This is a genomic window from Pseudoalteromonas sp. SMS1 (assembly GCF_021530565.1).
GTDB lineage: Bacteria > Pseudomonadota > Gammaproteobacteria > Enterobacterales > Alteromonadaceae > Pseudoalteromonas.
The window spans coordinates 53,752-77,325 of record NZ_JAKGBI010000007.1 but is presented as its reverse complement, the minus strand read 5'-3'; the positions used below and the strand labels follow the sequence as shown (position 1 = coordinate 77,325).

At 42.4% G+C, this 23,574-nt stretch carries 18 protein-coding genes; 7 read left to right on the top strand and 11 right to left on the bottom strand.

The window, feature by feature from the left end; all coding sequences use genetic code 11:
* Window positions 1–680: 680 nt before the first annotated feature.
* Both L1286_RS10370 and L1286_RS10365 read right to left on the bottom strand, forming a co-directional pair.
* Window positions 681–2,921 carry a bifunctional diguanylate cyclase/phosphodiesterase gene (locus tag L1286_RS10370; protein WP_235406889.1) on the bottom strand — a complete coding sequence of 747 codons (2,241 nt, stop codon included), beginning with the start codon at window positions 2,919–2,921 and terminating at the stop codon, window positions 681–683.
* Window positions 2,922–3,129: 208 nt separating this feature from the next.
* Window positions 3,130–5,817, bottom strand: a complete 2,688-nt coding sequence (locus tag L1286_RS10365; RefSeq protein WP_235406888.1) for an insulinase family protein — start codon at window positions 5,815–5,817, stop codon at window positions 3,130–3,132.
* Window positions 5,818–5,964: 147 nt separating this feature from the next.
* Between L1286_RS10365 and sixA the strand changes: the two genes are divergently transcribed.
* From sixA to yegD, 6 genes are all read left to right on the top strand, one after another.
* Complete coding sequence (gene sixA, locus L1286_RS10360) at window positions 5,965–6,432, top strand: phosphohistidine phosphatase SixA (protein ID WP_235406886.1); 468 nt, start codon at window positions 5,965–5,967, stop codon at window positions 6,430–6,432.
* A 696-nt stretch (window positions 6,433–7,128) separates the two neighbouring features.
* A complete protein-coding gene (locus L1286_RS10355; RefSeq protein WP_235406885.1) occupies window positions 7,129–9,417 on the top strand; it encodes a TonB-dependent receptor in 2,289 nt (762 codons plus the stop codon).
* A 132-nt stretch (window positions 9,418–9,549) separates the two neighbouring features.
* The gene (locus L1286_RS10350) at window positions 9,550–9,852 is read left to right on the top strand and encodes a hypothetical protein (protein ID WP_235406884.1); all 303 of its coding nucleotides are present in this window, start codon (window positions 9,550–9,552) and stop codon (window positions 9,850–9,852) included.
* A gap of 24 nt (window positions 9,853–9,876) precedes the next feature.
* Window positions 9,877–10,530 carry an HAD family hydrolase gene (locus tag L1286_RS10345; RefSeq protein WP_235406882.1) on the top strand — a complete coding sequence of 218 codons (654 nt, stop codon included), beginning with the start codon at window positions 9,877–9,879 and terminating at the stop codon, window positions 10,528–10,530.
* Window positions 10,531–10,601: 71 nt separating this feature from the next.
* Window positions 10,602–11,444, top strand: coding sequence for a DNA ligase (locus tag L1286_RS10340; protein ID WP_235406880.1), 843 nt, complete (start codon window positions 10,602–10,604; stop codon window positions 11,442–11,444).
* A 90-nt stretch (window positions 11,445–11,534) separates the two neighbouring features.
* The gene (yegD, locus tag L1286_RS10335) at window positions 11,535–12,896 is read left to right on the top strand and encodes a molecular chaperone (protein WP_235406878.1); all 1,362 of its coding nucleotides are present in this window, start codon (window positions 11,535–11,537) and stop codon (window positions 12,894–12,896) included.
* Here yegD and L1286_RS10330 read toward each other — a convergent pair.
* From L1286_RS10330 to L1286_RS10320, 3 genes are all read right to left on the bottom strand, one after another.
* The gene (locus L1286_RS10330; protein ID WP_235406877.1) at window positions 12,893–13,351 is read right to left on the bottom strand and encodes a methylglyoxal synthase; all 459 of its coding nucleotides are present in this window, start codon (window positions 13,349–13,351) and stop codon (window positions 12,893–12,895) included. The two genes, yegD and L1286_RS10330, sit on opposite strands and share 4 nt — an antisense overlap.
* A gap of 12 nt (window positions 13,352–13,363) precedes the next feature.
* Window positions 13,364–14,002: a LysE family translocator gene (locus L1286_RS10325; RefSeq protein WP_235406876.1), complete on the bottom strand. Its 639-nt coding sequence runs from the start codon at window positions 14,000–14,002 to the stop codon at window positions 13,364–13,366.
* 250 nt (window positions 14,003–14,252) lie between these two features.
* Window positions 14,253–15,431, bottom strand: a complete 1,179-nt coding sequence (locus tag L1286_RS10320) for a multidrug effflux MFS transporter (protein WP_235406874.1) — start codon at window positions 15,429–15,431, stop codon at window positions 14,253–14,255.
* A 229-nt stretch (window positions 15,432–15,660) separates the two neighbouring features.
* Here L1286_RS10320 and L1286_RS10315 point away from each other — a divergent pair, with 229 nt between their 5' ends.
* Window positions 15,661–16,128 carry a hotdog fold domain-containing protein gene (locus tag L1286_RS10315; RefSeq protein ID WP_235406873.1) on the top strand — a complete coding sequence of 156 codons (468 nt, stop codon included), beginning with the start codon at window positions 15,661–15,663 and terminating at the stop codon, window positions 16,126–16,128.
* On the opposite strand, the gene L1286_RS10310 is transcribed toward L1286_RS10315, so the two are convergent.
* The 6 genes from L1286_RS10310 to L1286_RS10285 form a co-directional block, all read right to left on the bottom strand.
* A complete protein-coding gene (locus L1286_RS10310) occupies window positions 16,125–16,511 on the bottom strand; it encodes a bactofilin family protein (protein ID WP_235406871.1) in 387 nt (128 codons plus the stop codon). The genes L1286_RS10315 and L1286_RS10310 overlap by 4 nt on opposite strands.
* Window positions 16,501–17,601 carry a M23 family metallopeptidase gene (locus L1286_RS10305; RefSeq protein WP_235406870.1) on the bottom strand — a complete coding sequence of 367 codons (1,101 nt, stop codon included), beginning with the start codon at window positions 17,599–17,601 and terminating at the stop codon, window positions 16,501–16,503. The genes L1286_RS10310 and L1286_RS10305 overlap by 11 nt, the downstream gene beginning before the upstream one ends.
* Window positions 17,602–17,723: 122 nt before the next feature.
* Entirely contained in the window at window positions 17,724–19,037 is a 1,314-nt protein-coding gene (fahA, locus tag L1286_RS10300; protein ID WP_235406868.1) for a fumarylacetoacetase, read from the bottom strand.
* A gap of 133 nt (window positions 19,038–19,170) precedes the next feature.
* Complete coding sequence (gene hppD, locus L1286_RS10295) at window positions 19,171–20,217, bottom strand: 4-hydroxyphenylpyruvate dioxygenase (RefSeq protein WP_235406866.1); 1,047 nt, start codon at window positions 20,215–20,217, stop codon at window positions 19,171–19,173.
* A gap of 429 nt (window positions 20,218–20,646) precedes the next feature.
* Complete coding sequence (locus L1286_RS10290) at window positions 20,647–22,083, bottom strand: peptide MFS transporter (protein ID WP_235406865.1); 1,437 nt, start codon at window positions 22,081–22,083, stop codon at window positions 20,647–20,649.
* A gap of 275 nt (window positions 22,084–22,358) precedes the next feature.
* Window positions 22,359–23,567: a DUF642 domain-containing protein gene (locus L1286_RS10285; RefSeq protein ID WP_235406863.1), complete on the bottom strand. Its 1,209-nt coding sequence runs from the start codon at window positions 23,565–23,567 to the stop codon at window positions 22,359–22,361.
* Between the last annotated feature and the right edge of the window lie 7 nt (window positions 23,568–23,574).

Genomic DNA, 23,574 nt, shown 5'->3' with positions numbered 1-23,574 from the left:
TTACTCAAATACGTTATTTTCACAATCCTTTGAAAAACCGTTGGTTAGTCAAGTGAATATTCAAGACTTTAATTAGTTCGCGTTTATATACATTAAATCATCTCAAGTGTGTAAAAAACACACTACACAAAACGGTCCAGCTGCAAACTACACCATGACCAAATGATCTAACAAGTACTGCGTTGACTACTTACTACTAACTTTAGCTTAGTATTAGCCAATGCACTATTTAGTTTTACAAAGATAGGCTTTACGTTGCTCTTGGCGCTTCTGTCACTTTACCAAACATTAATTTCACAGGCGAATAGCCAATGCGACGATAATGCCCGTCATGATAAAAGTCGGGAAGACTGGCAACGACAACGAATTAGTCATTGCTAAATTTCTAAAAAGTTGTTTCTTATAGAGTTTTCTAAAACTCTATGTCGAAATACCTATTTTAAGTACTAAATACCCGCAAATACTTGTATCTTCAAGGCTGGTATTAAATTAAATAATACAAAATTTTGCAACAATTTATGTCGTTTTGGGTGATTTTCACTCTAAAATACGACGGTTTGCTTGGAATTTGTACTGGGTTGGTTGGGATTTGTTCAGTGGGGAGGTTTCTCAAGCTTTTCGTGTTATACGTGTCATATTCTCAAGGTTTCTGGTTGAAAAGAGCCGTATTTTATTGGGGTTTAGTTTACTAATTGAAGACTTGGCTTTTGCTCTGTTTCAGCCTTTAAAAAACGCTCGAATTCTTCACTCGAAAGTGGTTTAGAGTAGTAATACCCTTGTAGTGTTTGGCAATCTAATTGCTTGAGCAGTGACAATTGTGCTTCTTCTTCTACGCCTTCCGCCACAACATGTAGATCTAGGTTGTGTGCAATCGTTACAATGGAATCGACCATATTACGCCCTCGCTCACTGGCCATGTCGTCAATGAAGGCTTTATCTACTTTTAATGTGTTCAGTGGGAATTGCTTTAGATAAGCCAAAGACGAATACCCCGTACCAAAATCATCCATTGCCAAATGTATTCCGCGAGAGCTCAGTGAGCGCATAATTGAAATTGCTTCTTGAGGGTCATCCATTACTGTGCCTTCGGTGATTTCTAGCTCTAAAAAATAAGAAGGTAGTTGATTTTTTTGCAAGATAATATCGATGCGAGCTGTGAGGTCAGGTAAGCTGAATTGTTTTGCCGAAAGATTCACGGCCACACGTCCATTAAATAGACCTTCGTCGACCCATCGCTTGACATCTTTACAGGCTTTATCCAGTACAACTTCACCAATTTCAATGATTTGGCCAGTTTCTTCAGCGATAGGAATAAAGACGCCAGGGCTAATAATTCCTTTTTTAGGCGTTATAAAGCGTACTAAGGCCTCCATACCAACCAACTTGCCTGTACGAATATCCATTTTAGGCTGATAATACACAACAAAATGATCTTCCTTTAGACCAAACCGCATTAAATTTTCTATTTGCAGGCGTTTTACTGCTTGTTCATTCATAGAGTCATTGAAGAATAGGTAGTGATTACCTTTTTGTTTTGCATGATACATTGCTGTATCTGCATTTTTCAGCAGTATTTCGGGTGTATTTCCGTCTTCTGGGAAAAGTACAATACCGACAGAAGAAGTGATCACCAGTTCATGGTTGGCCATTTTGAAAGGAGTAGCGATGGCCGCCAAAAACTGTTTAGCCACTTTGGTTATCGTGTGTATGTCATTTGTGCCAGACATCACTAAGGCAAACTCGTCTCCCCCCAAACGGTAGAATGTATCTTGCTGCCTACATAACTTGTTTAGTCTCATAGCCAATTTGGATAACAGACTGTCGCCGAGCTGGTGGCCTAAAGAGTCGTTTATTTTTTTAAAGTTATCTAAATCAAATACCAACAACGCATGGTGAGTGCCTTGTTGGGAAAGCTTTTTCAAATTGGTAAAAAAGAGATTCCGGTTAGGTAAGCCGGTAATGCGGTCCCGGTTAGATAGGTTGTGAAGCTGCGACTCAGCCTTTTTCCTTTCGGTTAAATCAGAAAACACGACCACGTAATTCGTGATATGACCATGACTGTTTTTGATTTCGTCAATCGTGACTTCGATAGGAAGCATTAGACCTTGTTGATTATAAATTTTAAGCTCTTCTTGCCAATGTTCGGTTTCTTTTAGTGCTGATTTTATTTGTCTAATAAAACGGCTGTCGTAACCTGGCAGTTGAAAGTCGGAATTAAGATATTGGGCGCGCTTACCACCAAAAATTCTCAAGTAGCTAGGGTTTAGGTCAACTAATTTAAAGTGGTTGTCATAAATGGCGATGGCATCTGTCAGAGACTCAACGCATTTAGCAAAGAGGTTTAGGCGTTCTTCAGTACTTTTTAAGTGATTGATGTCTCTGACTGTGCCTGTCATTCTCAAAGGGTTTAAATTGTCGTCTTTGCTGATGACTTTGCCTTTGTCTAGGACCCAATGGTATTGGTTTAAGTTGTCTTTTAATCGATATGAAGCCTCAAAAAAGGCCGTTTTTTCAGCAAAGTGAAGTTTAAGTTGTTTTTCTACCAGCGGGATATCTTGCGGGTGGATCCGACTTGCATTGGGAATAAAGTGTTCGCATTTGGCCTCATTCAGTGCGTATTTATCATTGATACGAATGATTTCACCAGATTGAATGTTCCAATCCCACAATGTATCGCCGCTGCCTTCAACGGTACTTTTCAGCCACTTTTCAGACATTCGCAAGTTCGACAATGAACGAGAAGCTCGACGATTTAATATCAGCAACACGACAAATGGCGCAAATGCCACGAGGGCCACCGTTATAAAAGGCGTAGGGTTATCTAATATAGGCTCTACATATGGATGCGCATGAACTGAGGTACTCAGAATAAGAAGGGCGATAAGAGCCGATAATATGCTTATGTTTTTTTTATGTACCATAGTGCAAGAGTTAGCTGTATTCACCCCTAATCTAATCTAAACAACCTGTCTGAGTCAAAGCATAATTGATGAAACGTGAAAAGAGTCAGCTAGATGTCAAAATCTCTGTCATTTGATGCAAGAAAAATACACGAATGTAATCAAACTGAAGTGATAGCGACATAAAACCTGCGGTTTTATGTCGCGTGGTTCTATGCCGCGCGGGGCACTAATTCATTTGGAGTGTAATACTTGGGAAGTCAGGTGCAGTGACATGCATGATGAATTGCTTGAGCTGTTGAAACGTCAGAGATTGCAAACTTTTCAATAGTTGTTCTTGCATTGAAAAAGCGTGATCATCATTGCCTATGGCAACCCAAAATCGTTGTGAACGTAACCGAAGGTTCTTATCTTTCTCTGCAATTTGTGATTTAAGCCCCGATTTGACATCTTCCCATTGTGTTTGTTCTAACTGGTCTATGTGCGCCACAAAGTCTGCAATGAAACTATTGTGATGTGCGAGCAATTCGGCGCTGGTGAACTTTGGCGATTGTATATAAAACGCGATACCGGCTCTGGTGTTGAACGGTGCATAGCCAGCGCCGACTAAGTATCCGAGCTGTCGCTGCGTTCGCAATTGTTCAAAGTAATGTTGACTTATCAATTGATTAAACGCCATAATTTTTATTTTGTCGTCAACATTTTGTGAGGGAGCTTGAATATAGTGGACAAAAGCATGTTCGCTGCTCTCTTTCGTGTATTGCTCAACACTCGACGTTTGAATTGTATTAAGCGGTTTTTTCAAATCTTCTAATATTTCACTCGATGCAAAGTTACACAGGAGCTGCTGTTGAATGGCTTTTGCATGTCTTTTTTGCCAGTTGCCATGTAAAAATGCCTTTGCATGAATTGAATTAAAGAACGTTGCGCGGAACGTATTAAATTCGTTGAAACAAACGTTCTTTAGCGCTTTGGCAAGTGCCTCCGGCGTGGGGTTCCACGGCATGAGCTTGGCACCAAGAAGGCTAAAAAGTTCACTAACAGGTTTGTTTTTATTATGATTTTTCCAATGGCGGATGAGTTGTTTTTTATATTCTGCAAATCGAGTGGCACTGATAGGCTGCTTTTGTAAGGCTTCAACCAATTGCGAAGCCAGTTTCAATTGGCAAGCTGATAGGCCCGCAGTATGCAGTGTTAAGCCTCCTTGATGAGACGTTAAATGGTAGCTAAGCCCGGCAAGCTCTGCGGAATAAAACTGTTCAGCAACACTATCCATAAATAGATCCGCAAACAGCCGTGTGAGTGCCATGGTTTTGTGATCGGCAATCGAGATTTCAGAATCTAACTCTAAGTAAAAATGGCCTTTGGTGACACGAAATGTAGCATCTTGTTTAAACCAAAACTCAAACCCAGGCTTGTCTTTGAGTTGAGTTGGCACTTTATCTGTCGATTCCACTTCAAAGAGTTCGTTATCGTGTGCTAGATAAGGGTTGACATTAGGCAATAGCATTTCAGGTAAGGGAGCCTGAATATTGGCAAGTGCTTGTAACCAATCGGCACTGATCTGCTCGACTTGATAGGGGGTGTTGTACCATTGTGCTTTTTTATTTATGATTTCGGATTCGTGTGTTGCACTAGGGTGAATCATGATAAGGCGCATGTTATGGGGCGACAAATATCCCAATAGTTGCTCATGCAACGCTTCATTGAAGCCTTCCATACAATAGTCGCCATACAAGACATTCTGCTCGTCATAATGATGCATGTTAACACTGACATTACTCACCCAGTCGATCAGTTTATTGACCTCTTGATTATCGAAAGCCAGCTCCAACAAACGCTTTTTATCCTGATATAGCGAAGGCAAAGCGGCTTTTTTGTCTTTAATCAAACAAATGTATTCAAACAACATCTCTACAATATCTTCGTAGTATTCAATGCCGGTATCAGTCAGTGCAAAGCTGACATTAAAGTCTTTGAAGTTACTCCCATTTATGCCCCCACCGGCTGATAGCGCATTGATCCAACCATTTTTCTTTAAAATGGCATATAAGGAACCATCGCCTTCATACCCTAATAAATGGGCTAAAAAGCTTAAACTCTTGTATCGATAAAGATCTTCGATATCCGGCATAGCGAAGCTGACAATGAGTTTTTGTAAATGTTTCCGCGGTTTAATGTGAAGTAACAGTCCTAGGTCTTGCTGCCTGTATAAGGGGACTGCAATGGGCGGTTTCTCTACCCCTGAGCCAGATATTGCACTAAAGTGCTCATACGCCAATTGTGTTAACACAGCTAAGGGTTGAGGACCCGCTAAAACAAGGGTCATCCATTGTGCTTGATAGTGAGTTTGATAAAATGAGACCACTTCATCACGAATACTTCGCGATTTATCACCGAGTGTGTCGTGATTTCCGACAGAAAACTTTGTAAATGGATGAGCTGGGTTTACGGTTTCTTTGTGAACTTGAATAATGCGTCTGTTATCGTCTTTGACTTTTAGGTTAAATTCAGAGTCGATGGCATTTCGTTCATCATATAGGGCTGATTCTTCAAAAAGCGGTGCGATAAAAAAGTCAGCAAAACGTGGCAGTACTTCATCAAACTTTTCAGCGCGAACATCAAAAAAGTAGCAAGTATGCTCTGTGGCAGTCCAAGCATTAGAGTTTCCACCAAATTGACTGATGACCTGCGAGAACTCGCCGCGATTGGGGTATTGCTCTGTACCCAAAAACAACATATGCTCAATAAAATGCGCCATACCTTGTCGATCGATAGGATCGTCAAAGTGGCCTATATTTATTGCCAATGAGGATGCAGACTTCTCACTGCTCGGATCGTTAACAAGTAGTACCTTAAGACCATTGTCCAGTGTCAGGTGCTTATATTGTTTATTATCATTGTTACTTAATTTCAAATGTGCGCCGCCGATATATAAATAAGTGAGATAGTCTGTCGATTACGTAAATTACTAACAGTTATGAATCTTTTGTTTTAATATAGCGGACAAATAACTAGGTTTACTACTGATAAAGATAAAAATTTCGATACTTTTCGGAGAGCTATGAAAACCTTATTGATTATGCGCCATGGCGAAGCCGGGCCAATGCAAGCAGATGATGCCGGTCGTTTGTTAACTGGAAGAGGGCAAGCACAGGCTCTCGAAATGGGGCAATGGTTACAAGAGCATCATCAGCCTCAGGCTTTGCTAGTGAGTCCATATCAGCGTGCCCAGCAAACTGCGTTTGAAGTAAAACGCCATAATCAGTTTATGTTTGAGGAAACGTGTACAGATATCGTGCCCAGCGGTAGTGCCTCTTTCGCGGTGGATTACATCGAAACGTTACTCAGTATGAACGACACAATAGAGTCTTGGCTGGTTGTGGCACATATGCCTATTGTCAGTTACATGGTTGATCAGTTAGTCCCCGGTGAAATGCCTATATTTGGGACTGCAAGTATCGCTGAAATACACTATGACCCTGCGACACATAAAGCATCATATATTGGTATGCACTCGCCTAAAGTTTAAATTTTCGTGCGTGACACTTGCTTGCCAGAGGATACGAGTGTCTACCTTTTTACATATACTTAGAATGAACTTAGGTGTAGATACCCGAGTTACATTGCAATTATTTTTGCCAAATCCACTTTTCAATTGAACTTATTTAAACCGACATAGTCCACTGATAGGTGCTTGGATTATGATCCTTATAAGCGGTCTAATGTCCTCCCTTAGCTGTAAAGGCTTAGATAAAATGCATCTGCTTTCATGACACCGGTTACCATTTTGGGCGATGGGAATCGGTAAAAATTAAATTTCTGCTAGGTTACGCCTTTAGTGCATAATTTAGCTGTTTTTGAAACATCAATAGAATATTGATCTTTTGTTTAGAGAATAGGTAAAAAGCCATTTCGTGACCACAATATTTATTTTTTTATAAGGACAAATGTCCGCTTTTTGTTGCTAAAAGTTGTAAAGTTTGGCCTAACGTCGTCGAACGTTGTAAAAATGTGTGTAATTTATGAGTTTATTTGAAGCATTTTTAAATTATGCTGCTATAATTACGCCCGTTGCGTTCAGCCTCGTTTTTTCGCTTTGCACTCTCGATAATGAGGTCCGCGTTGTTTGTCATTGACGCGCAAAATTGAACGCCATAGCCAATGTGAAACGGCGCCCAATTTACCGTTGAACTCAAAGAGTGCATAAAAAAGGTCAAAAACCAACATGAAAGCAATGAAAAGATCTACGTTAGCAACTTTAATTAATGCAACGTTGTTCTCTGCTGTGGCAGGTACTTCATTCACTACACTTGCTGAAGAAGAGCAAGCAAAAAGTAATCAACTGGAAGTGATTCAAATCACCGCACGTAAACGTGTTGAAAACGCACAAGAAGTGCCAGTTTCAGTGTCTGCATTACAAGGCGACAATTTAGACGCCTACAGTTCAGCTGGTATGGATATCCGCTTTATGAACGCAAAGATCCCGAGCTTATCGGTAGAATCTTCGTTTGGACGTACATTCCCGCGCTTTTATGTCCGCGGTCTTGGTAATACCGACTTCGATCTAAACGCATCTCAACCAGTTTCTTTGGTTGTAGACGAAGTGGTTCAAGAAAACCCCATTCTAAAAGGTTTCCCTGTATTTGATATTGAACGTATCGAAGTGTTACGTGGTCCACAGGGCACATTATTTGGTCGTAATACGCCAGCCGGTCTAGTTAAATTTGATTCTGTAAAGCCAAGCCAAGAGTTTGATGGCTATGCATCAGTTGCTTACGGTAGCCGCGAGTCTGTTGACTTTGAAGGAGCTGTTGGCACAGGTCTAACGGACAGAATCTCTACGCGTGTATCTGTTTTATGGCAAGAACAACCAGATTACATTGATGTGCGTTCACCAGAAGGTGTAACCAATGAGTTCGCAAAAGATGAATCATTAGGCGGTTATAGCGAAAAAGCTGCGCGTATCCAATTCTTATATGAAGGTGATGACTTCACCGGTCTACTGAACTACCACGTTCGTGACCTAGATGGTCGTCCAATTCCTTTCCGTGCAAATTTAATTGAGAAAGGTTCAAACAACATCAACCCTGCGTATGATAATGATGTTGTATTCCACGATGCATCTTCTCGTGCAACACAGCAAGTGGAAACGCAGGGTGTGAGTTTAAAACTGGAGTGGGATCTTGCTGAGCACACAGTGACGTCTATCACTGCGTGGGAAAGCGCAGAAATCTATTCTCGAGCTGACGTTGATGGCGGCTATGGTGCTGCGTTTTTACCTGCACAAGGCCCAGGTGTAATCTTCTTCCCGTCTGAAACGGCGGATGCGTTGCCGAATCACGATCAGTACACGCAAGAGCTACGTTTGTCGAGTAACTATTCTGGTGACTTCAATTACCAGGTTGGTGTGTTCTTGTTTGATGAAGAAATGACGATCGAAAGCTTCAGCTTCGATACGTTAGCGTACGATACCGCTGCGGGTAACTACGGTCTGCAAAATGGTTATGCTGTTCAAAATCAAGAAACTTCTGCATGGGCAATCTTCGGTTCATTTGATTATTCGGTTTCTGATAAGTTAGATGTCACTTTAGGCCTACGTTATTCTGACGATGAGAAAGAATTCCGTGCAGAGCGTACTAAGAGCCCTGTAGGTGCTGCTGATTCGATCGTTGGCACTGCTAACCCTAGCGACAGTCATGTAAGCTGGGACTTAAGTGCGACATACAAACTTACTGATGATGTTAACTTGTTCGCACGTTTGGCAAATGGTTTCCGTGCGCCTAGTGTGCAGGGGCGTATCCTATTTGGTGATGAAGTAACGGTTGCTGAGTCAGAGACAACGAACTCAATCGAGTTTGGTATTAAGTCAGATGTATTAGACGGACAAGGTCGTGTGAATGGTACTGTTTTCTACTATCAGATGGATGACCAACAGTTAACCGCTGTGGGTGGTGGTGCAAACTTTAACCGCTTAGTTAATGCTGATAAAACAACTGGCTACGGTTTTGAGTTAGATACTGAGTGGGTGCTTACTGACGAACTCAATGCGACATTCAACTTGAGCTATAACAAAACAGAAATTGACGATCCAAGCCTAGCGATTCAAGGCTGCGCTCAGTGTACGATCACAAACACAAAGAATGACGCTGGTCTTTATAACCTAGACGGTAACAGCTTACCTCATGCGCCAGAGTGGATTGCAAATGCGACGTTACGATATACCAAAGAGCTTGAAAATGGCGACTTCTTTGTATACGCAGACACGTCTTACCGTAGCAAAATCAACTTCTTCTTGTATGAGTCAGTTGAATTTGAAGGTGAAGCGCTGTTTGAAACCGGTGTGAGAGCAGGCTATGCATGGGCATCAGGTGACAACGAATATGAAGTGTCAGCATTTGTACGTAACTTGTTTGATGAGCAAGTTGTGATCGGTGGTGTAGACTTCAACAATAACACGGGTATGTTGAATGAAGAGCGCTTCATTGGTGCTGAGTTCAAGGTTCGCTTTTTCTAATTAGTGAAAGTGAAATAAACCCTTATAAACCCGTGTTATTGATTAAATAACGCGGGTTTTTTATTTCTTTAATGCAACTGTCCAAATTAGTTGGTACAGTCGCAGCGTAGTATTCAGTAAGAGGAGTAAAATATGTCTGGATTTTGGAACTATCGTGTGATTTATTGTGAAGGCAAAGACAATGAGTCAGCGCTATACCAGATTCATGAAGTTGAGTATAACATCAACGGAAAAGTAACAAATTGGTCAGAGACTGGCGCAGCTCCTTTTGGACATACCATAGAAGAGTTACAAGCAGACTCAGATAGACTGAAGTCAGCCTTCGAAAAACCGGTGTTAAAAGTCGTAAGGAAGCAACGTGGCTACGAGCTGGTGGAAGTTGAAACGGGTGAAGAGGCTTATGCTGAACCGCCATCTGCGCTAAAAGGCGAATAGTGCATTAATTGATAAGGAGTGTTTATGGAGATACAAGCGTTATTATTTGATTTTGATGGGACGTTAGTAGATTCAGAAACACTTCACTACTTGAGCTGGTGCGAAGTTTTAAAACCATTTCAAGTGTTTATTGATGAGCTGACTTTTTGTAATGAGTTTTCAGGTGTGCCCACCGTTAAAACTGGGCATATTTTACAGCAACGTTATTCTTTACCTGAGACAGCGAATGTACTTGCGCAGAAAAAAAATCTGCAATTTATAGAAACTGCGAAATCACATAAGCCAATTTTAATGCCCCATGCTCGGGATGTGTTGGCACGCTGCGCAACACGGTTTAAGCTTGCCCTCGTTACTGGGAGTACGCGCGCAGAAGCCATACCTGTCTTGTTACACTATGATTTGCTTGAGCTGTTCGATAGTGTTGTTTGCAAAGATGATGTACAGCATCCTAAACCCCACGCAGAACCCTACCTAAAGGCTCTGAACGACTTAAATATAAATGCACAGCAAGCGATTGCATTAGAGGACTCTCATACCGGTTTAACATCTGCCGTTGACGCAGAGGTAAGAACGATTGTGATACCTCATCAACATTCACAGCAACAAGACTTTTCAAAAGCGACATGGCTCTGCGCCAATTTAGAAGCCGCTTATGAAGTGATAACAGCAAACGATTAGTCTGTACAAATGCGCTAAAAGTGCTACTTTTGAGGTTGGATATACGTTTTTTATCTGCAAAGGAAAGTAGCATGAAACTTCATATCATTTGGCTTATCGCCTTCTTATTCACCGTTGTAACATCACCTTTATCAGCCAAACAAGTTCCTCACATCCAGCTTGCCAAAGTGTACACACAACAACAGCCTGTCAGTCATTATTTAGTTAGTGAGAAGTATGATGGCGTGAGGGCTATCTGGGATGGCCAACAGCTAATAACTCGCGGCGGTCACCTCATTCACGCACCCCATTGGTTTACCGCAGCCCTACCCAATCGCTGGTTAGACGGAGAATTGTGGGCAGGGTACAACAACTTTGCATTTGTCAGTAGTTTGATCCGTAGGAAGGTACCAAATCATGAAAATTGGCAACAGGTAGAATACCTTGTTTTTGATGCTCCAGATACAGCAGTGCCTTTTGAAGTGCGTTATCAAAGATATAAAAAGCTCATCTCACACTTACCGAGTATGCACATAAAAGCTGTTACGCAGCACAGCTTTGAAAGCAAATCCGAATTGGACTCCTTTTATCAACAGGTTTTGGCTCGCGGTGGGGAAGGGGTGATGCTACATGATAAATATGCAGAGCACCAACATGGTAGAACTGCTCACCTCCTCAAATATAAGCCTAAATTTGATGCCGAAGCGGTGGTCATTGCACACTTACCCGGCAAGGGTAAGTTTAAAGGGATGATGGGCGCCCTTAAAGTTCGTATGGCCTCAGGTGTGATGTTTAACCTCGGCACGGGGTTTAGTGATCAGGAGCGTCACTCACCGCCCCCAATCGGCAGTACTGTCACTTTTCAATATCAAGGTAAGACCAAATATGGCAAACCGAGATTCGCGAGTTTTTTGAGAGTCAGAGAACCGTTGTAGCATTCGTATATTATACCTGTTGACCTTTTTTTTATGTGCTGGCTGTGTTAAATTCGCGACCTTTTTCCAAGCAGATGTAAGGTTGTGACAATGGTCGTTGGTTTTGATTATGGTAGTTCAAATTGTGCAATGGGTGTCATGCAAAATAATGTGGTTGATCTCATTCCATTGGAGCAAGGTAAACATTACTTACCGTCTACCTTATATGCGCTTCACAACTCTTTGATATCTGACCTTGTTGCAAGGGAGTTAGATGGTAACAATCAGGCAGCATATCGTACCGCGAGGGCTGGAATCCTCAAAAGTGCCCAATTTGCTCGCACTGACCTAGATTTAGACAGCACGGAAAGCGGTGTTTTCGTAGGGCAAGAAGCAATCGAAGAATATATTTCTATGCCTGAAGAAGGATATTTTGTGAAATCTCCCAAATCCTTCTTTGGTGCCATTGGCCTGAAACCAGAGCAAATCGCATTTTTTGAAGACATCGCGAGTGCGATGATTATTGAACTAAAGCGCAGAGCAGAGCGTCAACTCGGTAAAACGTTGACTCATACTGTTATTGGCCGCCCCGTCAACTTTCAAGCCGTTGGAGGAGAAGACAGTAATCGTCAGGCCATTGATATTCTGACGACAGCTGCGCACCGAGCAGGGTTTAAAGAGGTAGAGTTCTTGTATGAGCCGTTGGCTGCGGGTATCGACTTTGAGTCTAATTTACAACAGGACCAGAAAGTTTTGGTCGTTGACATTGGCGGGGGAACGAGTGATTGCTCTTTTGTTCAAATGGGGCCTAGTTTTAGAAACAAGCAGGATCGTAGCGGTGATTTCTTAGCCCACACAGGCAAGCGTATTGGAGGCAATGACTTAGATATCGCGTTAGCTTTTCATCAGTTAATGCCGATATGTGGTTTGGGTAACGAGTTTAAATCAGGGTTACCACTGCCACACCAAATATTTTGGCAAGCCTGTAAAATTAACGACATTCAAATGCAAAGTGATTTTTATAGTCCTGCTTTTGGCCGAGAGTTGGTGACGATGCTACGCGATGTAAAAGAAGCGAAAAAGCTAGCGCGCCTACAAGTGATCCATGAAAACAAAATGACGCATCAATTTGTCAGACAAGCAGAGCTTGCGAAAATCGCATTGAGTGAACACCTTGAGTGTAGTGCCGATTTGTCATTTATCGAAACACAGCTAATGCAGCAAGTCAGAGTTTCTGAGCTTGAAGAGTCAGTGCACAGCAGTTTGTCCCAAATTACGCATTTAGCTCAGCAAGCAATCTCAGATGCAGCCGTCAAACCGGATGCTATATATTTGACGGGAGGAAGTGCTCAGTCGCCGTTGTTAAAGCAAGCGTTACGCGAAGCATTGGGTACTATCCCAATGCTAAATGGCGATAACTTCGGCAGTGTTACGGCCGGTTTGACTAAGTGGGCTGAGCGCATTTATCGCTAACTGAGTCGATTTTTTAGGTAGGCTTCGTAATCGGGTTGCTGTCTCGGCAGCTCGCTATCCATAAAAGTGGAGGTCAGTAGCATATCTGCTGTGGCCTCATTGCATGCAACGGGAATATTCCAAACAGCGGCAAGGCGCAACAATGCTTTGACATCAGGGTCGTGCGGTTGGGATGAGAGTGGGTCCCAGAAGAAAATCAGCATATCGATATCTTGTTGTGCTATTTGGGCGCCAAGTTGTTGGTCACCGCCCATGGGACCGCTGAGTAATTTAATGACTTTTAAGCCTGTTTTGGCCTCGATTAAATTACCCGTTGTACCAGTGGCAGATAAACGGTGGTTATACAGTATGTCTATGTGATTGGCACACCAGGTCACTAAAGTTTGCTTTTTTCCGTCATGCGCGACTAAAGCAATGTGTTTTTTGGCTGGAATCGTTGAATGTTTCTGTTCCATAAGCGAGCCCTTCTATAAGAGGAGGTTTACTGCCAGTGCAATAAATATGGCACCCGAAATTCTGTCTATCCAAAGCGGAGCCTGTGGATGTGCTCTAAAATATCCTGCGATTTTATCTCCTCCATATACATATGCACAGTCTATGGGAAAAGCTAAAATAGGGTAGAGCAGACCAAATAAAGCGAGTTGTAATGTTGTTGAAACCACCAAAGTGGTATCAACAAATTGTGGAATAAATGCGATAAAGAATAGTGCCACTTTAGGATTGAGTACTTCGGTCATCATCGCTTGCAACGTCACATTTTTATTTGGTTTATCTGCCTCAATCTCTGCGTCTTGCTGTGCTTCTTTCGAAGGTTTACCAAAGGTATCCTTGAGTGTCATGACACCCAGATATGCAAGATACGCAGCCCCTAAATACTGAACCGCCGTGTAAGCCGTCTCGGATGCTTTGAGGATTGCTGACAGGCCAATAACAGCAAATAATGTGTGCACTACTCCACCCAATGCAAACCCAAGCGCACTTTGCATTCCTGCGGTTCTCCCATTGGTAAAGGTTTGTGCCATTAAAAAAGCATTTGACGGGCCTGGGGCAACTGCAATAACAAGACTTGCTACAGCAAAAGAAAACAAGTATTCGGGGTTTAGCATGGCATATTGTTCTTTTTTTGACTTCGACGTTAGTGTAATGGGTTAACAAAAATTTGAAAATGCTTTATTGCAAATAATAAAAACTATGCGGGGTTTTAAACCCGCATATCAAGGTTGGGGGATCTTGAGTCTATTGCTCTAAACAATGCTAAAAGAAGTCAAACGCTTTTTAGATATCAGCTAAACAGCGAATGGTGAGCAGTATGCCTTCACTCTATGACATTTTTACGACTGAATTGGGTTATTTATATTAAGCCGTGCTGTGCAATGAATGGCGATACCTCGAAAACAATAAGATTAAAAATGGCGTTGCCATGACGAGGTGCAGTGCTAACTGCCATGGTGCAATGAGGCCAAGTGGCTGTGTCGCCACGGCTAATACCCCTGCGCCACTCATTTGCATTAACCCTATCAATGCTGATGCAGTACCCGCTTGTTTAGGAAATTCAGCAAGTGCGTTCCCAGCTGCGGCGCCTAAGGTAAATGCAAACCCTATTGAAGCCATGTACATTGGCAGCATGTAAGTGATGACTTCGGTTTGAGGCAGTAAGAATGTCATGAAACCAGCACCACAGAATAGTGTCAATCCAAACTGAAGTGCCCGTCGGCTGTTTCGTTTGATAAATTGCGGTGCGATAAAGCTCGATACAATACTGATTGATGCATTGATGGCAAACCATAAAGTAAAATCAGACATGGGTCTGTCTAAGTGACTCATGATCCAACCTGGTGCACCGACAACAAAAACCAACATGGCAGACATGCACACCATTGTAATTGACGCATTGAACATAAATTTAGCACTGTTCAGCATAGGTAAAAAGCGGCGTAAGTCTAAAATGTGGCCCTGATAAATTGAATCGTCAGGTTTGGTTTCTTTAAATAGTAGAAAGATCATGACAGAGCCTAGCGCAGCAAATATACTCAAAAATACAAAGTTACTGCGCCAGCCAAATTCGACGGTCAGCCATGCGCCCAAAATCGGGGCTAGTGCGGGTATAAAACACACAATACCATTTAAATACGTGATCATTTGGCCACTGCCTTTGTGGCCAAAGCTGTCTCTTACAATGGCAAATGCGCTGACAAATGTCGCACACGCGCCGAGGCCTTGAAGTACTCGGGCTATCATAACCCACTCCCAAGATTGCGCGAATGATGCGACGACAGCACCAATGATGAATAGTGCAATGCCCACAAGCGCAACTGGTTTTCGGCCATATTTGTCCGCCAGTGGTCCTGCGATAAGTTGGCCTATGCCAACGGCAAGCATGTAAACACTGACCGTTTGTTGTATTTTTGCTTCACTGACAGACAACGCGCTTTGCATATCAACGAACGCAGGAAGGTAAAGATCGATGCCTAGCGGACAAAAAATGACGAGCAAGGCGAGGATAAAAATTAATGATTTGCTGGTACGGTGTTGCATGGTGTCTCCTTTTCGACGCTATTGTATTGCGCATCCAATAAAAAGACAGGACAAAACGCCGAAATCAGAAAATAATTTATTTATTGTTAGAAATTATCGAAATGATATTGCCACTAAGAACGTGACAGAGTCGAAAGGCGTTAATCATGCGGGCCAAACATACCTATAGACGCTAGTTTTAACTGGTCTGATGTGTTAGGTTGTTCTAAAACACTACTCAGGATAGCGTATGGCTAGCTCACTATTAAAAGCATATAAAAAATTTAAGTGGCTCCCTTTTGGTAACTGGTTATTCAGTAAAGCAATATGTAAAAGAGCGCCCTATTTTGCCACCATAAAGCCAAAGGTGACGCACTTAAGCTGCGGTCGTATTTGTGCAGAAATGCCAAATCGCCGTGCAGTTCACAATCATATCGGTACCGTCCATGCAATTGCACAATGCAATCTTGCTGAGCTATGTGCTGGCGTTGTGACAGATGCGACGGTGCCAAATCATACACATCGGTGGATACCTAAGGGAATGACAGTGCAGTATCTTAAAAAAGCGGATTCAGACTTAAAGGCACACGCAACCATCCCAATGCCTCGCGAATGGCAAGACAAAGAAGATTTGATTGTACCCGTAGAGGTATTCAATAATGACGGCGTAAAAGTGTTTCACGCCGACATCACCATGTACATTACTGAAAAAAGCTAAGCGTGCTCTTGCTGCTCAATGGAGGTGACGTTCGAGAGGTCGGTATTATGTTTAAGCTGGCCTTCTATGTGTGCGCCAGCTTCTATACTGAGCGTATCGTGGATAATATCACCATGTACTTTTGCAGAGGGCTCTAAGCGAACCTGTTGAGCTGTAATACAACCATTAACCGTACCTTTTACCTCGACTTGCGTTGCTTTAATATTCCCTTCAATGGTGCCGTGCTCGCCAATGACCAAGTGCTCAACTTCCAAGTTACCGGTAATCGTACCATCAACTTGGATTTCACCATCGCATTTGACATCACCAATGACTTGGGTGTTGGGAGAGATCATTGCCACGTATAACGTAGAAGATTTATTATTTTTAAGTTTATTGAACACGTTCCAGTACTCTTGCAAGTTTAACAGGGTTAATATGCTTTTTATCCTGTAATACCTCATAGTGCAAGTGTGTACTAGTACTTCTTCCTGTGCTGCCCATTAAAGCTATAACATCAGACTGCTTAATCAGCTGCCCTTTTTTGACTTTTATAGTATGTAAATGGCCGTAACGGGTCATAACGCCATTGGCATGTTGTATTTCTATAAACTTGCCGTAGCCACCATTTTTACCGGCTCGAGTGACTGTTCCATCAGCGGGGGCGATTATCTGAGTTTTATGCCAACCAGCGAGATCGACCCCTTTGTGATAGGCGCGTCTCCCCGTTATTGGGTCTTTTCTGTAACCAAAAGTACTTGAGATATAATACTTATCTTCTTTTACTGGCATGCTTTTGGGTAGTGTCTGAACTAAATTTTCTAACTGGTTTAACTTCACTGAGCTATCAATTGCTTGTATATACGCATTCGGGAGTAAACCACTTTGAACTTGATGATAAGGACCACCTTGCGCTTGTGTTGACGTTTGCGCTTGGATCCCTGCCTCTTGCATACTGGTGATTAATACTTGATTTCGTCTAGAGATGAGTCCATGTAGCTGATTCAGCAGTTTGGACTGCGCACCGTCTAGCTCAATGGCATGTTGCTCAAAGTCATCACCATGCTCATGTTCCTGAGCAGCGGGCTGTGTTGAGTCGGTTTGTTCTACCGGTGTATTGAGGTGAGCTTCAACGTCTTCTGTTATTGTACTGGGCAGTGAAGCCATCAGCTCATTTAAAACAGAATGCTGCGCGTCCAGCTGTGCAATACGGGTATTCTGTTGCGCCAGTTTAGCTTCTAGGGCGGCTTTTTGAGACTGCCATGCTTGTTCTTTTAGGACAACTGAATCGTTTAATTGGGATAGTCCATTTTTTTGTTTGAAATATTGAGCGGTTGCGAAACCAAGCCAAACCAAAGTTGCAAAAACACTCAATGTTAAAGTGATTTGTAGCCAAGTTGGCACCGTCAACAATGACACTCTGCCGTTCTGACGCAACATTAGTTGTTTAGGTTGAAATAGCTGACCTATTAGGTTTTTGATAACGCTTAACATAACACTCAAAAATTTAGATAACGCCTAACTCTAACAATTTTTATACAAAAATCCAGTATAAAAATACAAAAAAAAGGCGTGTTTATGCACGCCTTTGATTTAAATAGAATTATATTCTTCGATTATTTTGCAGGCAGTACGGTGCCTTCTACAGAGCCGAAGCCAATGCGGTTGAAGCCGTCGGCTTCGCACCAGCCACGCATGATAACCTTGTCACCATCTTCAAGGAACTTACGAGACTCACCATTGTTTAATGTGATTGACTCTTTACCACCGCGAGAAAGTTCAAGAAGTGAACCGGCTTCTTCATGCTCAGGACCTGACTGTGTACCAGAGCCTAACATGTCACCTGGTAGGAAGTTACAGCCATTTACAGTGTGGTGTGTAACCATTTGTGCAACTGTCCAGTAGCTATGTTTGAAGCTAGACTCCGATACCTTGCTCGGTGCCACATTTTCGCTGCGCATTTTATCCGTCTCGATAAGTACATCCATTTGAATGTCAAATGCACCGGCTTCACGGTTATGTGCAGACTCTAGGTAGCTCATAGGTTGCGGGTCGTTTTCGTCACGGTGCCACGCTGTACGGTATGGTGCTAATGCTTCTGTCGTCACTATCCAAGGAGAGACTGTTGATGCAAAGTTTTTAGCTAGGAATGGACCTAATGGTTGGTATTCCCAAGCTTGCAAGTCACGCGCTGACCAGTCATTGAATAAACAAAAACCAAATACGTGATCTTCTGCCTCTTCAATACCGATAGCATCGCCTAGTTCATTGCCCTTACCAAGGTAGATACCAAGCTCTAACTCATAGTCAAGTCGCTTACAAGGGCCAAATGACGGTGCTTCTGCATCAGGTGCTTTAGTTTGGCCTTTTGGACGAGGGAACGTTTGACCAGAGACATCGATAGATGAAGCACGGCCGTGGTAACCAATTGGTACCCACTTGTAGTTCGGTAGAAGTGGGTTATCCGGACGGAATAAGCTACCAACGGCTGTTGCGTGATAGATTGAAGTATAGAAATCTGTATAGTCGCCGATGTGACATGGTAATGCATATTCAACATCGTCTTGCGCAACGAGTGCACTTTCAAGCGTACCCTGGTGCTCAGAACCTTCGCGCAGTGCACGAGATAGTGCTAGACGTAGACCTGACCAATGTGCTTTACCAAGGCCCATAAATTCATTAAGTGCTTGTGCATTGGCTGCTTCAGCAGCTTCTTGAGCAACGCCGTCGAAAATGTTTGCTGTAGCAACTGCGCCAAGATCTAGTACTTGATCACCAATTGCAACACCGCCACGGAACTCTTCGTTGCTACCTTTACGGCGAAAAGATGCGAAAGGTAAGTTTTGGATAGGGAAATCAGTACCTGCTTGGTTTGCACTTACTACCCAGCTTTTTAAATTTATATCGTGTGTTTCATTGATAAAAGACATGGTCTTTCCTTTTTTATACAAACTGCATATGACTATGCATTTTTATTTGTGCTTTCGCCAGAATATGGCCAAGTTTAAATAGCAAAAGCAGCTTAGAAAAGCTGCTTTTTAGTTCGTCTTTACTGGTAAGTGATTAAATCACACCACGACGCTCTTGGTCACGTTCAATTGACTCAAATAGAGCCTGGAAGTTACCTTCACCGAAGCCACCATCGTCTACACGCTGGATCATTTCAATGAAGATAGGACCGAATAGGTTCTTAGTGAAAATCTGTAGTAGATAACAGTTTTCGCTTTGGCTATCAACCAAGATTTGATGCTCTTTGATCTTTTGCTTATCTTCTGCAACCCAAGGAACACGGTCGAAAATAGTGTCGTAGTAATGGTCAACAATATCTAACGTTGCGATGTTTGTTTTGTCTAGTTTATCTAGAGAACCCACAAGGTCGTCAGTTAAAAACGCAAGGTGCTGTACGCCCGGACCATTGTACTCATCTAGGTACTCATCGATCTGGTTGTTGTTGTCGTCTTTACCTTCGTTGATTGGAATCGAGAAAGTACCACAAGGCGACTTAAGTGCGTATGATAGCAGTGCAGTTTTCTGACCTTTAATGTCGAAGTAACGCACTTCTTCAAAACCAAATACGCCTTTGTAGAAGTTAGCCCATGTTTCCATTGTCCCTTTGTAAACATTGTTTGTTAGGTGGTCAATACGAAGGAAGCCTTTGTCTTCAACAATATTTTGCTCAGCTAAATCTTCAAAATCATTTTCGAAGATAGAGCCTTTATCACCGAAAACATCGATGAAGTAAATTAGGCTGTCACCAATACCGTAAATTGCTGGGTAAGGTAGGTCTTTGTTTGCAGAATCAGTTGCAGGTTTTGCACCACGCTCTACAGCGACTTCAAATGCTTTTGCAGCATCTTCTACACGCCAACCCATTGAGCAAATCGCTGGGCCATGTGACTTTGCAAACTCCGCAGAGAAACCGTCGCGCTCATTGTTTAGTAAGAAATGGATATCGTTCTGGTTGTAATGAACGATGTCTTTACCTTTAAACTTTTTAAGTTTAGAAAAACCAAACTCGGCAAAGATTGTGTCCATGTAATCTGCGTCTGGGGTTGCGTATTCAGTAAATTCGATACCTACAAGGCCAAGAGGATTATTTACTTCACTCATTGTCATTCTCCTGCATTAAGCACTGGATTGCTTGTTGTAATTTATGCAGTGGATGATTAATCAAATTTACCTAAAGGGGAAGGTTTTAGGTGCAATTGCCTGTGATACGTTTTGTAAATTTGGCTGCACGTTTACAGGCGTTTAGACACAAAATGAAAACAGACAATTTTTTTAGATTGAAAATGTGTTATTAAACTAAAAAATGGCATAAAAAACGGCCTCTGTTTTGGGTTTTATAATTTTAACTATCTGAATTTATTTGTATTGTGTGGTTTTTTATTGATTTTTAGTAAGACGCATGTTTGGAGATAATCATAGCTCAGTTACACGGAAAATCCGATTAGGTGTAAAATTATCTATACATTTATTTGTTCAGATATAAAAAAACCGCGCTATTTGGCGCGGCTTTTTATAAATTCTATTGGCGGTTTATTGTCTTTCACCGCTCACTTCAAGCTCTTTTTCAAGGTAGTGCTCTTGTGTGTGAGGCTCGTTGTCGCCTTCTGCACCATGCATCCAGTCAACAAGCTTATTGCTTAGTAAGTACATTGCAAGCGCAGATAGTAATGCGGTCGCACCTAAACCGATGAAGATGCCCATCGCATTGTTCATTGCTTCTTGACCTTCGCCTAAGAACGAGCCGACAAAGCCTGCGATCTTATTGGCAACAGCAGTACACAGGAACCAGATACCCATAAGCAGAGAAGCAAGACGTAGCGGAGCTAATTTACTTACCATAGAAAGGCCAATTGGAGATAAGCATAGTTCACCAAGCGTGTGGAAAAGGTAAAATAGCACTAACCACATCATGCTAATTTGTAATGTTTGTCCAGGTTCTGCGCTTTCTGTCATCAGTGCTAACATCATTGTCAGGAAGCCAAGTGCTAAAAATACAAGACCGATGGCAAATTTTACTGGCGAGTTAGGCTCTTTTTTATCTAGCTTAAGCCAAATCAACGCGACGATTGGTGCAAACATAATAATGAAAATGGAGTTCAAAGATTGGAACCAAGAAGCAGGGATTTCAAAGCCCATTAACATACGATTAGTATAGTCATTGGCAAACAGGTTCATTAAGCCGCCCGCTTGTTCAAATCCCATCCAGAAGATGATACTGAATACAGACATAGTGAAAATGACGCGGATTCGATCTTTTTCTACCTTGGTCAACGGCTCTTTAGTGCCTGACGCCGATTGCTGTTGTGAGAGCTTCGCTGATGGTACAACGCCTATGTCACCTAAGTATTTTTGACTTAGTAGCATCTGCATCACAACTGAAATCACCATACCGATACCCGCGGCAATAAAACCAGCCTGCCAGTTAATAACCGCTGCGACATAACCTGCCACGAGTGGACCTAGGGCGCCACCCATGTTGATACCCATGTAGAAGATAGTAAATGCACCGTCACGGCGTTTATCACCTTCTTCATATAGATCACCAACCATCGTAGAAATATTTGGTTTGAATAAACCGTTACCAATACATAGTAGTGTTAAGCCAATATAAAAAACGTTTTCTTCTTGACCCGCAACAATGCTATGAGGAATACCCATAATAAAGTGACCAGCGGCCATCAAGATACCACCAATGATGATGGCCTTGCGTTGTCCGAGTACGTTATCTGCTAGCCAACCACCGAACAAAGGGGTTAGGTATACAGCCATTGTAAATGTACCATATAGGCTTAATGCGTCTGCATTAGTCCAACCAAAACCGCCATTTTGTACTTGCGCTACTAGATAAAGTACTAAGATTGCACGCATACCGTAGTAGCCAAATCGCTCCCACATTTCCGTGCCGAAAAGCAAGAATAGGCCTTTAGGGTGACCTAGGATCTCGCCTCGATTAGGTAATGAATTCATGTTTTCTTCCTAAACTTAATCATAATGTGTTTTGTGGCCTTAATATTATTGGTGAGTTAATACAGCTTTATGAAGCCAAATTAGCGCACGCTTTGAACGGGTGGCCAGTTCCCAAATTGCTTACATGCAAAGTAAATGTTGACTAACTATGCATGAAAAGCGAGTCAGTATACCCAGCGGACAGACTTTGGGGAAGCCTTACCAGCTAGGATTAGACGCATTTAGATATAAAAAAGCCAGCTCAACGCTGGCTTTTTTGTTTCAACAAGTTGTGATTAACGACAATAATTGTCGACAAAGGTTAAATCGTTGATGTGCTCAGGGCCGTCCATGACATAGGTCGCAACCCCAGTATTCGGGTTTAATGTGTAAATTTTAGCATTTTGACCACTTTGGCGACCTGATACATACAATGTACCGTCATCTGATATCGCCAAACCTGACGCCCAATTTACACCATGCTTACCAATTTCAGTCAGTGTCATATCTGCAGTATCTAAAGTATAAAGTGCTTTGCCTGTTAGTACGTAAAGTACATTGTTATCGGCTGAGTAAGCGATGTCGCCGTGACTAAAATCATCGCCAGCGTACTTTAACTTACCTAATACTGTTTTTGCACCCGTCGCTAAGTCGTAGTCATACATGTAAGTCTTGCTCGTCGCACGAAGTGATAAGCCATCATCACTGATTGCTGAGCGATAGATAGGCCAAGACGTGGCATTGGCAACTGCTGATTCTACATTACCATCCAAATCAAGAGACCACAGCGTAGACGCTTTAGTTGACTTGTCATTTTGTTCCATGAAATACAACACGCCATCTTTTGAAGCAATGTTTGATGCGGTGTGTGAGACACCCGCTACTTTGCTGTATGTACCGTTTTGAACGTCGAAGTTGAATATGTAACCATTGCCCGCATCGCCAAAGTTATTGATACCAAATAAACCAGTTACACAATCAGCAGTCACTGACACGTTATCAATCAATGCGCCATATGAATCTGATGTGCCGCTTCCGCTAAAAGTGAGTGTACTTTGTGCAGCATTTGCGGTCACAGTGACGGTAATATGTTGCCAACCACGAGCAGTGCCATTTAAGTTTGCAACAACTTGCCCATCCCAGCTTACCGTTGCTTGGTTTGTCTGAGCGTTATTTGCTACGCGTGGTGAGTAGTAAAAGCTAATTGTGTATCTTTTACCTGCTTCAGTGGCAATGGTTTGAAATGCACTGTAGTTGCTGGTTGAGTCTAACTCTAGGTACTGACTGCCTGCTTGTGGCTGGATTAGACCCAAACGGTCAGTTTGAATTTCAAAACGTGCACCGCTTCTTTGCCAGCCTGGTAGATCATTAAAAAGTTTCCAAGTCCCTGTGATATTGCCCGATTGTTCGAAAGAACCATTGCTAATTAGATTGTCGTCAGCCAATACAGATTGGCTTGCTGCTAATGCGGTGATAAATAAAACAGATGACTTCGATAACTTCATTCGCTAC